Genomic DNA, 12044 nt, shown 5'->3' on the forward strand with positions numbered 1-12044 from the left:
GGAACGGGGGAATGGCCGTGAGTGATCTGGACCGTACCGGCCTCGCGACGGCGGGACCTGCCGTACCGACCCAGGCGAGCGTTTCCGGCCTCGCCGCCAACGACGAAGCGCACCCGAAGGACGCCCACCGGATGAGCCACCCGACCGAGCCGACGTCTGAGCCGACGCCCGCCTCCCCTCCCCCGCCGGAGCCGGCGGAGGAGGGCGCGGACCCGCACGGCCCCGCCGTGCCCGCCCAGGGCTCGCACCGCACCGGCGCCCCGGACCGGGAGGCCGCCCGCGCGCTGTTCGTCCGGCTGTCCGCGCTGCCCGAGGGCTCCCCGGAGCGCGTCGAGCTGCGCAACCAGCTGGTGCGGATGCACATCCCGCTGGTCGAGCACCTGGCCCGCCGCTTCCGCAACCGGGGCGAGCCGCTGGACGACCTGACCCAGGTCGCCACCATCGGACTGATCAAGTCGGTGGACCGCTTCGACCACGAGCGCGGGGTCGAGTTCTCCACCTACGCGACGCCGACCATCGTCGGCGAGATCAAGCGGCACTTCCGCGACAAGGGGTGGGCGGTGCGCGTCCCGCGCCGCCTCCAGGAGCTGCGGCTGTCGCTCACCACGGCGACCAGCGAGCTCTCCCAGCGGCACGGCCGCTCCCCCACGGTGCACGAGCTCGCCGAGCACCTGGGCATCTCCGAGGAGGACGTGCTGGAGGGCCTGGAGTCCGCCAACGCGTACTCCACGCTGTCCCTGGACGTCCCGGACAGCGACGACGAGTCGCCGGCCGTGGCGGACACCCTGGGCGCCACCGACGAGGCGCTGGAGGGCGTCGAGTACCGCGAGTCGCTCAAGCCGCTGCTGGCCCAACTGCCGCCCCGGGAGCAGAAGATCCTGGTGCTGCGGTTCTTCCGCAACATGACCCAGTCGCAGATCGCCGCCGAGGTGGGGATCTCCCAGATGCACGTGTCCCGACTGCTGGCCCGGACCTTGGCCCAGCTGCGGGAGAAGCTCCTCGTGGAGGAGTGAGAACGACGGAACGGCCGCCCGGCGGGAGCTGGGCGGCCGTTCTGCTGTTCCTGCTGTTCCTGCTCTTGGCGGCCCCGGCGCTCAGCTCTCCGGCTGGGCGTACAGGGCCGCCGTCGACCTCGGGTTCAGCAGCGCGCCGATGCCCACCAGGCCGAGCAGGCCGACCAGCGCGCCGACCGCGATCATCGCGCCGCCGCTCTGGATCATGTAGTAAGCGACCGGCAGGCAGATCGAGTTGGTCAGCACGGCCGGGCTGCGGCCCCAGCGGCGCTCCTTGAGCAGCGCGCGGGCGGCCAGTATCGGCAGCACCCCGAGCAGCACGATGACCAGGCCGCCGAACTCGTTCAGGGCCAGCTGCTTGGCCTGGCCGGACAGTGCGGACACCATGTCCGAGACACCGACGACGGCCAGCGCGGCGCCCTCCAGGGCGGTGATGGCGGCGCCCAGGGTGAGCGGGACCGGACGGGCGGGTGCGGGGGCGGAGGATTCTGCGGTCACTCCAGCAGGGTAGCCGCCGGTCGGTCCGTACGGCCCCGTAGGCTTTCCCCATGCGCGCTCTCCTGGTCGTGAACCACAAGGCCACCACCACCAGTGGGCGGACCAGGGACGTACTGATCCACGCGCTGCGCAGTGATCTCAAGCTGGAGGTCGCGGAGACGCAGTACCGGGGCCATGCCCGTGATCTGGCCCGGGAGGCGGCGGCTGACGGCACGGTCGACCTGGTGGTGGCGCTCGGCGGGGACGGCACCGTCAACGAGGTGGTGAACGGGCTGCTGGCGCACGGCCCGGGCGAGAAGATCCCGCGACTGGCCGTGGTGCCGGGCGGTTCGACCAATGTGTTCGCCCGCGCGCTGGGCCTGCCCAACGACCCGGTGGAGGCCACCGGCGCCCTGCTGAACGCGCTGGAGCAGGGGCACGAACGGCCGATCGGGCTGGGCAAGGCGATGACCGAGGGGCTGCCGGACCGCTGGTTCACCTTCACCGCCGGCCTCGGCTTCGACGCCGGCGTGGTGGGCCGGGTCGAGGAGCAGCGCAGGGCCGGGCGCAAGTCCACCCACGCCCTCTACGTCGGGCAGGCCGTCCGGCACTACTTCACCCAGCGTGAGCAGCGCCGCTCGGGCCCGGTGGCCTTGGAAATCCCGGGCCACGAGGCCGTTCCGGGCCTGGTGCTGACCATAGTCAGCAACACCTCGCCCTGGACGTTCCTCGGCAACCGTCCGGTCTACCCCTCCCCCCTCGCCTCCTTCGACACGGATCTGGACGTCTTCGGCGTCACCCGGATGACGGCGTTCGGTACGGCTCGAACGGTCCGTCAGATCCTGCGGTCGTACGCGCCTTCGAGCGACGGAGCCCCGCCGACCGGCCCGTCCGGGAAGCACGTCGTCTCCTATCACGACGTCAGACACTTCACCTTGGTTTCCCAGGAACCTGTGCCGTTCCAGGTGGACGGGGACCATCTTGGAGACCGGAGTCGCGTCAGTTTCACAGGCGTTCGGCGGGCACTGCGTGTGATTGTGTGACCGGAAGGGGGCTTCGCCCTTCTTCTCGAACGCACAAGCCCCCTTCACTCCATAGAAGTACTGGCTGTGAGCTAGGCGACACCGAAGAATCAAAAATTCCTCCCCGAAGGGGGTTGTATCCGAGCCCGAGGTTTGCGAACCTCTACATGGCGATCGGGACACATCGCAGCGACGGCGACTCCGGAACCACAGGAGCACCGACCGCGGGGTGTCCCTCGAATCGCCGAATCCCCCCCAGCACAGACCACCCGGGCCCGGTAGGCCTTTGGTCTCTTTTGCTGTTGTGGGATTCGTGAAAGCGTTCACATTCACAAGCCATTCGATTATGCCGATCGGGCCACCCCCCGCGGCAGGAGGAGTTGGACGACCATGGACTGGCGCCACCGCGCTGTCTGCCGCGAAGAGGACCCGGAGCTGTTCTTCCCGATCGGGAACACCGGTCCTGCTCTGCTGCAGATCGAGGAAGCCAAGGCCGTGTGCCGCCGCTGTCCGGTGATGGAGCAGTGCCTCCAGTGGGCCCTCGAGACCGGCCAGGACGCCGGCGTCTGGGGCGGCATGAGCGAGGACGAGCGTCGCGCGATGAAGCGCCGTGCCGCCCGCAACCGCGCCCGCACCGCCTGATCAGCAGCATCCGGTCACACGCCGTAGTACCAGCAGTAACCGTAGTACTGATCAACAACCGATCAACACATGATCAAAGGCTTCCCTGCTCTTCCTGGTGAAGCCTTCCGCACCAAGGGCCTTGCCTCGCGAGGTCCCGCGACACCGAACCGTCCAACCACTTGATACTGTTCACTTAGAGCAATATTGTGGAGCTGAGGCGCTCACCGTGTGCAACGCACATGCGAGGTGTCGCACCACCCAGAGCCCCCGTTCCGACCGACTCCCCCCGACGGCCGGAACGGGTTGAGAGGCCCTGTCGACCCACCCCCCCCGGTCGACAGGGCCTCGTTTCTGTTTCCGCACCCGGGTGCGCTCCGGTTTCACTCCCCGCGCACGGAGCGTGCACCCGGCGCTTGCGCCGAGCGCGCGCCCCTGTCGCGCGACCCGACGCGCCAACGCACCGACGCGCCAACGCACCGACGCACCGACGCGCCACATCGACGCAGCGCGTCAACGCACCGGGATCTCCAGGATCACCTTGGTGCCGCCGTTCGGGCCCGCCACCATGTCGAAGGTGCCGCCCAGCTCGCCGGTGGCCAGCGTCCGGACGATCTGCAGGCCGAGGTTGCCGGCCGTCTTCGGGTCGAAGCCCGCCGGCATGCCGCGGCCGTCGTCCTGCACGGTGATCAGCAGGTACTCCTCCGGCTTGGCACCGCCGTTCCAGCTGTCCGACCAGCCCATGCCGGTCGCCGGGGCCCGCCCGCGCAGAGCACTCACCTCCAGGTTCCCGGAGGCCGTCGGGCCGAAGGCGTGCTCCAGGGCGTTCTGCAGCAGCTCGGTCAGCACCATCGACAGCGGGGTGGCCACTTCGGCGGAGAGGATGCCGAAGCTGCCGGTCCGGCGGGTCGCCACCCGGCCGTCCTGGGACAGCTCCATCGCCATCGCCAGCACCCGGTCGGCGATCTCGTCGAAGGCCACCTGCTCGTCCAGCGCCTGGGAGAGCGTCTCGTGCACGATCGCGATCGAGCCGACCCGGCGCACCGCCTCGTCCAGCGCGGCCCGGGCGGACTCGGACTCCATCCGGCGGGACTGCAGCCGCAGCAGGGCGGCGACCGTCTGCAGGTTGTTCTTCACCCGGTGGTGGATCTCCCGGATGGTGGCGTCCTTGGTCATCAGCTCACGGTCGCGGCGGCGCAGCTCGGTGACGTCCCGGCAGAGCACCAGGGAGCCGGTCAGGGTTCCCTTGGGCTTGAGCGGGATCGCGCGCAGGGTCACCACTCCCCCCTGCACCTCCACCTCGGTCTGCCGGGGCGCCCAGCCGCTGGCCAGCTTCACCAGCGCCTCGTGGACGGCCGAGCGGGACGGCGGGACGAGGTCGGCGGTGGCCCGGCCGAGGTGGCTGCCGACCAGGTCGGTGGTGAGGCCCAGCCGGTGGTAGGCGGAGAGGGCGTTGGGGCTGGCGTAGGTGACGATGCCGTCCGCGTCCAGGCGGATCAGGCCGTCGCCGACCCGGGGCGCGGCGTCCATGTCGGCCTGCTCGACGCCGGGGAACGGGAAGCTCCCGGCCGCGATCATCTGGGCCAGGTCGGAGGCGCTCTGCAGGTAGGTGAGCTCCAGCCGGCTGGGGGTGCGCACGGTCAGCAGGTTGGTGTTGCGGGCGATCACCCCGAGCACCTTGCCCTCGCGCCGGACCGGGATCGACTCGACCCGGACCGGGACCTCCTCCCGCCACTCCGGGTCGCCCTCGCGCACGATCCGCCCCTCGTCGAAGGCGGCGTCCAGCAGCGGCCGGCGGCCGCGCGGGACGAGGTGGCCGACCATGTCGTCCTGGTAGGAGGTGGGCCCGGTGTTGGGCCGCATCTGCGCCACCGAGACATAGCGGATGCCGTCCCAGGTGGGGATCCACAGCACCAGGTCGGCGAAGGAGAGGTCGGAGAGCAGCTGCCACTCCGAGACCAGCATGTGGAGCCATTCCACGTCCGCCCCGGTCAGGGTGGTGTGGCGGCGGACGAGTTCGTTCAACGAGGGCACATGGCGAGCGTAGCGCCGCCGGTCGGCGGGGGGCTCGGCGGACCGTCCGCTGGCGCCGGATGACTGTCCGGAGTTGTTTAGACCAATTCACTGAGCGGCCTGGACAACCCAGATTGGTCTAGTCCACAATGGAAGGGCACCAAGGAGAGGCCCACCGCGCAACTGCCCTGACCGCGCGCGGCTCCTCCTCGGTCGGACGCCGCCGAACGAGGACCCCGCACAGTTCTCGATCGACACCGGTGCCCGACGACAGCTCCGGGCTGCGGTGCCGCATGGGTTGAGGGTCCCGTGTCGGCGCCGTGGCCCGTAGTGCTTTCCGGACCCGTTTCCGCCGCTCAGCGGACCGGCCCCTGTCCACAGCCTGTGGACAGGGGCCGGTTCCGTTCCGGGCGCTTCCCGCCCCGGAGGCGCATGGGCGAGCGGGCGAGGATTCAGTGGGTCTCGGTCACCTTGGCCAGGGCGCGCGGAGCGTCCGGGTCCTGGCCGCGGGCGATGGTGACCTCGTGGGCGAGCTGCTGCAGCGGCAGGATCTCCAGGATCGGCTGGACCTCCTCGGGCACGCCGGCCGGCAGCGCGAAGCCCGCCGAGGCGGCGTCCACCTGGGCCTGCTGGCCGATCACCACGAGGTCCGCGCCGCGGCCGCGCAGCCGGTCCAGCACCGGCTGGAGGGCCTCGCCGCCCTTGCCGTCCGGAACGATCGCGATCACCGGCGAGACGTTGTCCACCATGGCCAGCGGGCCGTGCAGCAGGTCGGCGCCGGAGAACGGGGTGGCCGGGATGTACGTCGTCTCCATCAGCTTGAGCGCCGCCTCGCGGGCGGTCGGGTAGCCGTAACCGCGCGAGGTGATGACCAGGCGCTGGGCGAAGCGGTAGCGCTCGGCCAGCGCCTTCACCTCGGCGTGGCGGGCCAGCACCCCGGCGGCCAGGCCCGGCAGCTCCTTGGCTGCCGAGCCGTCCCCACCCCGCAGGCCCTCGACCAGGAGGTAGAGCGCCAGCAGCTCGGCGGTGTAGGTCTTGGTGGCCGGCAGCGCCTTCTCCGGGCCGGCCAGCACATCGATGTGGAACTCGGACACCTCGGCGAGCGGGGAGTCCGGGTTGTTGGTGACGGCGAGGGTGATCGCCCCGGCGTCGCGGGCGGCCTTGGTGGAGGCGACCAGGTCCGGCGAGCCGCCGGACTGGCTGACGGTGATCACCAGGACGTCGGTGAGGTCCGGCTTGGCGCCGTACGCGGTGGTGGTGGACATCGAGGTCAGGCCGGCCGGCTTGCCGAGCAGGATCTCGATCAGGTACTTGGCGTAGAGCGCGGCGTTGTCGGAGGTGCCGCGCGCGGTCAGCAGGACGAAGCGGGGGCTGCGGGCGGCGATCCCGGCGGCGATCTCGCGGATCTTCGGCGCTCCCTCGTCGAGGATGCGCTGGAGGACGGCCGGCTGCTCGGCCATCTCCGCCGCCATGATCCGGCCGGGGACGGAAGCGGTCTGCGGGTCGGACATCTGGGTGCCTCCGATGAGATGGGTCCACCCCGCCCGGGCGGATTGCCCGACGGGGACCTCTACGGCGGCGAGTCCGCACACTCGCTGCGGTTCTTGCGGGGCAATCCTACGAGCGGGCCCCCTGCGCGGCACCCCCGGTCCGCCCCGGCCGGGGGCCGGATCGGGGCGGGCGGGGCGGCGTGCCGGGGCGGACCGGGCGTCAGGACGGGCTGTTGATCAGCTGGTCGATCGCCGCGTCGGCGTCCTTGGTGGCCTGGTCGACGGACTTGCCCTTGAGGATCGCGGCCAGCATGTCGGGGATGATCTTCTGCTTCTCGACCGCGCCCCAGCCGGGGGCCAGCGGGGTGAACCAGGCGTCCGGGACGGCGTTGGCCGCGGCGGCGGTGGTGGGCTTGTTCTTCAGCGGGTTCAGCTGGTTGAGGTTGTTCGGCAGGATGTCCTTGTCGGCCAGCGCCTGTTCGGACTTGGTGCTGGTGAACATCCGGACCCAGTCGGCGGCCAGTGCCACCGACGGGGACTTGGCGGTGACGGCGAGGTCGGAGCCGCCGATGAAGGTGGGCAGCGGCTTGCCGTCCGGGCCGGGCATGGTGGCGACCTTGACGCTGTCCTTGAGGCTCGCGTCGCCGGTGCCGGGCGCGACCACGCTGGCGGCCTCGTAGCCGTTGCCGTAGAAGGACGCGGCGTGGCCGCGCGCCATCGCCTCGTACTGGTTCTGCTCGTTCTGCGTCAGGTCGCCCTTGTTGTACTTGCGGACGAGGTCGGCGAAGTGGCTGATGCCCTGCTGGGACTTGGCGTCGTGCAGGGTGCCGTGCCAGTTGCCGGAGCTGTCGAACTTGGCGATGCTGCCGCCGTATGCGGCCACGTAGCTCATCGCCGCGTACCAGTACGGGCCGGGCAGGTAGAGCGGGGAGAAGGTCCGGTCCGACTTGTTCTTGTCGGAGATCTTGTCCAGGGCGGCCAGCAGGTCGCCCTCGGTCTTGGGGAAGTCCGGGCTGCCGGTGGCCTGTTGGAAGGCGGCGGAGTTGTAGATGGCGACCCGGGCGCCCGCGTAGTACGGCACGCACCACAGCTTGTCCTGGTAGGTGCAGGTGTTGGCGAGCGCCTTGATCCAGCTGTCGGAGTTGTCGAAGGTGGTGCGGTCCACCGGGGCCAGCGCACCGGAGAGCACGTACTTCATCGTCTCGGTGTTGCCGAGCTCGACCACGTCGGGGGCGTTGCCGTCGGCGAGGGCCTTGTCGAGCTTGCCGACCTTGTCGGCCCAACCCTGGTACACCAGCTTGAGGTTGGCCTTGGGGTACTTCGCCGCGAACTCGTCGTTGACCCGCTGGACCAGGTCCGGCCAGTTCTTCTGGGCGTCGTCCATCAGCCAGACGGTGACGGTGCCGGTGGCGTCCTTCGGGTCGGCGGAGGCGCTCTGGCCACCCCCCGAGGGTGATCCGGACGAGGAACAGGCCGTCAGTGCGGCGGCCAGCGCCATGATCCCGAGCGTCGAACCGAGCTGACGCTTCTTCACGCCATCCTCCGAGGGTTGTCCAAGAACGGTGGTGCCCGCCGACGGCGTGATTGGCGCCCGCGGCGGAGAGTCCGGCCGGGGCGGCGAAGAGCTTCGAGGGGGGCGCGATACCACAACCGGTGAGTTCAATTTCGAACCGGATGCATGGACTCTGGCCTAGACCAACTGCGGTGTCAACGGCCAACAGGCTTTGCTGCCAGGGCCGTTGCAGAGCCGTTGTAGCGTGTGGCGATCAGTTGCGCGACCGTCACCCTCGGTAGAACTTTAGCTGGATTTAAGGCTGACTTGAGGGAGCACGGTCACGCGACGAACACTCAGGTCGACGGCGGGGAAACGGAACGGGCCCGCCATGCGACATGCGCATGACGGGCCCGTCGGCCGACGCCTCCCGGCCCCGGCCGGGTGGCGTCCCCCCGATCTCAGCCGATCGCTCCCGGCTGCCCGGTGAGCACCTCCACGGCCGCCAGCCCGCAGACCCGGGCGGCGCCGTGGGTGGCGATGTACAGCGCGCCGACCGGCTCGGACTGGGGCAGCCCCATCTCCACCACCGCGGCGTCCGGCCGGGCCGCCACCAGGCGGGCCAGCGCGGCGGCCATCCAGGCGTGCCGGTGGGCGTCCCGGACCACCAGCACCAGGCGGCGGCCCTCCGCCGCGGCCACCAGCTCGGCGACCAGGGCCGCCAGCAGCTCCGGCGCGGCCTCGGCGGCCGACACCGCACGGGTGCGGGTCCCGGGGAAGCGGTCGGCCAGCATCCCGGCCACGCCCCACGGGGTCACGTCGCCGACCGCGATGTTCGGCTCGTCCGAGAACGAGGCCACGTACGGGCGCTCGCTCACCGGCAGCACCTCGCGGCCCGGCGCCCGGACCACCTTCAGTGCCCGGCGCGCGGCCCGCAGGCCCACCGCGAGGTCCGGCTCGGCCTGCTCGCCCTGGGCCGCGATCCGGCCCCAACTGCCCAGCGCCCGCACCCGGTCGGCGGCGTCCGCCAGCCGCTCCTCGGTGAGCCGGCCGGAGCGCACGCCCGCCACGATGGCGTCGCGCAGCATCAGCACGGTCTCCTCGTCGGCCAGCCCGCCGCCGACGCAGATCGCGTCCGCGCCGGCCGCCAGCGCCAGCACGGTGCCCTCGCCCATCCCGAAGGTGTCGGCGATGGCGCCCATCTCGATCGCGTCGCTGACGATCAGGCCCTGGTAGCCGAGGCCGCCGTCGGCCGGGGCGGCGCGCAGCAGGTCGCGCAGCACGGTCGGGCTCAGGGTGGCGGGCAGCTTCGGGTCCAGCGCCGGGACCATGATGTGGGCGGTCATCACGGCCTTGGTGCCGGCCGCGATCGCGGCCTGGAACGGGACCAGGTCGCGGGCGCGCAGCACGTCCAGGTCGACGTCGATGACCGGCAGGCCGTGGTGCGAGTCCACCGCGGTGTCGCCGTGCCCGGGGAAGTGCTTGGAGCAGGCGGCCACGCCGGCCGACTGCAGGCCCTCCACCCAGGCGGCGGTGTGCCGGGCGCACAGTTCCGGGTCGGCGCCGAAGGAGCGGACGCCGATGACCGGGTTGCGCGGGTTGGAGTTGACGTCCGCGGTGGGCGCCCAGTTGTAGTTGACGCCGGCCGCGGCCAGCGCCCGGCCCAGCTCCCGGGCGACGTCCCGAGTCAGCGCCGGGTCGTCGATCGCGCCGAGGGCGAGGTTGCCCGGCCAGGAGGAGCCGGAGCCGGCCTCCAGCCGGGTGACGTCGCCGCTCTCCTCGTCGATCGCGATCAGGAGGTCGGGGTTCTCCGCGCGCAGCGCGCCGGTCAGCGCGGAGAGCTGGTCGAGGTCGACCACGTTGCGGTCGAACAGCGCGACCGAGCCGAGCCCGGCGGCCAGGTGGCGGCGCAGCCAGGCGGGCGGCTCGGTGCCGACGAAGCCGGGCTGCAGGACGGTCAGGGCGTCCCGGTGGAGCTGGTCGCTGTCCGGGACGGTGGGTACGAGGATGCTCACGGTGGCTCAGCCCTTCACGGCGCCGTCGGTCAGACCACCGACCGCCTTGCGCTGCAGGAAGATGAACAGGATCAGCACGGGGACGGCGAACATGGTGGAGGCCGCCATGGTCGCGCCCCAGTCGTTCCCGAAGGCGGTCTTGAAGGAGGACAGCCACAGCGGGAGGGTCTTGCCCTGCTCCTTGTTCAGCCACAGGACGAGCGGGAACTCGTTCCAGGCCGTGATGAAGCCGAACAGCGAGGTCGACATCAGGCCGGGGGCCAGCAGCGGGAAGATCACCTTCACGAAGGCCTGGGTGCGGGTGCAGCCGTCCACCATGGCCGACTCCTCCAGCTCCTTCGGCACCGCGGCGATGAAGCCGCGCAGCGTCCAGATGGTGAAGGGCAGGATCATCATCATGTAGAAGAACGTCAACGGCACCAGGCTGTTCAGCATGTCGTTGTCGCGGGTGATGATGTAGGCGCCGACGGTCATGACCTCCCAGGGGGCCATCTGCGCCAGCATGATGACCAGCACGAAGGTCTTGCGGCCGCGGAACCTCATCCGGGCGATGGCGAAGGACGCCAGGGTCGCGATCACCAGCGAGATCACCACCGCGCCGACGGTGACGGTGACGCTGTTGGTGACGTACGTCCAGAAGTTCTCGGCGTTCACCGCGGTGGTGAAGTGCTGGAAGGTCCCGTCGAAGGGGATGAAGACCGGGGTCTTGCTGATGATGTCGCGGTCCTGCTTGAAGGCGGTCGCGATCATCCAGTAGACGGGGAAGATGAAGAAGACGATGAGGACGACCGCGATCACGTTCGGCCAGGTACGTCCGAAGAGAGAGCGCCTCACAGCTCGTCCTCCTGCTTGATCATGATGCGGAAGTAGTAGGCCATCAGCGCGCCCAGCATCAGGATGGTGAGCACCGCGATCGCGGCGCCGACGCCGTAGTGCTGGCTGCCCTGGCCCTCCAGGAAGGCGTGCACCGGCAGGGTGCGGGTCAGCTTCTCCGGGCCGCCGCCGTTGATCGCGTAGACCTGGGTGAAGGACTTGAACACCCAGATGACCTCCAGGAAGGTCGTGGCCAGGAAGAACGGCTTGAGGTTGGGGAAGATCACCGAGGTGAAGATCTTCGAGGAGTCGGCGCCGTCCATCCGGGCGGCCTCGTAAAGCTCCTTGGGGATGGTCGTCAGACCGGCGTACATGTTGAACGCCACGAACGGGATCGACTGCCAGACGATCAGCAGGATGACGACGAAGAAGGTCGAGTACTCGTCGCTCATCCAGTTGTAGTCGGCCATCGAGTGCCAACCCAGCTTGTCCAGGAACCAGTTGACGACGCCCCACTGCTCGTCGAACAGCCAGGTGTAGACCGTCGTCGCGGCGACCACCGGCATGGCCCAGGCCATCAGCAGCGCGACCGACAGCGCCAGGCGCATCTTCTTGCCGAGGATGTTCAGCAGCAGGCCGATCAGGGTGCCGCCGATCATGATCAGCACCACGTTGACCAGGGTGAAGACGACGGTGCGCCCGGTGACCGCCCAGAACTCCGGGTCGGTCAGCTGCTCCTTGTAGTTGTCGAACCCGGTCCACTCGGTGAGGTGCATGACCAGCTGGCGCCGGTTGAGGTTCTGGAACGACAGCAGGATCGTCTTGACCAGCGGCCAGCCCAGCAGGGCGATGGTCGCCAGGGTGGCCGGCAGCAGCAGCAGGTACGGGGCGAGGCGTGAGCCCGGGCCGGGACCGCCCGCCGGTCTGGTGCGCTTCGGCGCGGCGCCCTTGGCCCCGCCGCCGGCGGCACTGGTGTCGATCTCGGCCACGGCAGCCTTCCCTGACTCCGGGGACTGTGTCTGCACCCGCTCCGAATGCACAGCCATCGTTCTCACTTCCTCACAACCCGGCCACGACGGACGGGCGCC

General features: G+C 70.4%; 10 protein-coding genes. 3 read left to right on the top strand and 7 right to left on the bottom strand.

Annotated features, from left to right (window positions below; all coding sequences use genetic code 11):
* Positions 1-17 precede the first annotated feature (17 nt).
* On the top strand, positions 18-1013 hold the full coding sequence (locus ABTY61_RS09850) for an RNA polymerase sigma factor SigF (protein ID WP_502895257.1): 996 nt from the start codon (positions 18-20) through the stop codon (positions 1011-1013).
* A gap of 81 nt (positions 1014-1094) precedes the next feature.
* Here ABTY61_RS09850 and ABTY61_RS09855 read toward each other — a convergent pair whose 3' ends face one another.
* Entirely contained in the window at positions 1095-1511 is a 417-nt protein-coding gene (locus tag ABTY61_RS09855) for a hypothetical protein (protein ID WP_350504439.1), read from the bottom strand.
* A 50-nt stretch (positions 1512-1561) separates the two neighbouring features.
* Between ABTY61_RS09855 and ABTY61_RS09860 the strand changes: the two genes are divergently transcribed.
* The gene (locus tag ABTY61_RS09860; protein WP_350504440.1) at positions 1562-2533 is read left to right on the top strand and encodes a diacylglycerol/lipid kinase family protein; all 972 of its coding nucleotides are present in this window, start codon (positions 1562-1564) and stop codon (positions 2531-2533) included.
* Positions 2534-2902: 369 nt separating this feature from the next.
* A complete protein-coding gene (locus ABTY61_RS09865; protein ID WP_014138019.1) occupies positions 2903-3154 on the top strand; it encodes a WhiB family transcriptional regulator in 252 nt (83 codons plus the stop codon).
* Positions 3155-3646: 492 nt separating this feature from the next.
* Here ABTY61_RS09865 and ABTY61_RS09870 read toward each other — a convergent pair whose 3' ends face one another.
* The 6 genes from ABTY61_RS09870 to ABTY61_RS09895 form a co-directional block, all read right to left on the bottom strand.
* Positions 3647-5167 (bottom strand): sensor histidine kinase, encoded by a 1521-nt coding sequence (locus ABTY61_RS09870; RefSeq protein ID WP_350504441.1) that lies wholly within the window; start codon positions 5165-5167, stop codon positions 3647-3649.
* Positions 5168-5598: 431 nt separating this feature from the next.
* Positions 5599-6657: an SIS domain-containing protein gene (locus ABTY61_RS09875; RefSeq protein WP_350504442.1), complete on the bottom strand. Its 1059-nt coding sequence runs from the start codon at positions 6655-6657 to the stop codon at positions 5599-5601.
* Positions 6658-6856: 199 nt separating this feature from the next.
* Complete coding sequence (locus tag ABTY61_RS09880; RefSeq protein WP_350504497.1) at positions 6857-8134, bottom strand: extracellular solute-binding protein; 1278 nt, start codon at positions 8132-8134, stop codon at positions 6857-6859.
* A 455-nt stretch (positions 8135-8589) separates the two neighbouring features.
* Positions 8590-10143, bottom strand: coding sequence for a glycoside hydrolase family 3 protein (locus tag ABTY61_RS09885; protein ID WP_350504443.1), 1554 nt, complete (start codon positions 10141-10143; stop codon positions 8590-8592).
* Between the two features lie 6 nt (positions 10144-10149).
* A complete protein-coding gene (locus ABTY61_RS09890) occupies positions 10150-10977 on the bottom strand; it encodes a carbohydrate ABC transporter permease (RefSeq protein ID WP_350504444.1) in 828 nt (275 codons plus the stop codon).
* Positions 10974-12002 (bottom strand): carbohydrate ABC transporter permease, encoded by a 1029-nt coding sequence (locus ABTY61_RS09895; protein WP_350504445.1) that lies wholly within the window; start codon positions 12000-12002, stop codon positions 10974-10976. The genes ABTY61_RS09890 and ABTY61_RS09895 overlap by 4 nt, the downstream gene beginning before the upstream one ends.
* Positions 12003-12044 lie beyond the last annotated feature (42 nt).

The organism is Kitasatospora sp. NPDC096128, from assembly GCF_040303105.1.
Classification (GTDB): Bacteria; Actinomycetota; Actinomycetes; order Streptomycetales; family Streptomycetaceae; genus Kitasatospora.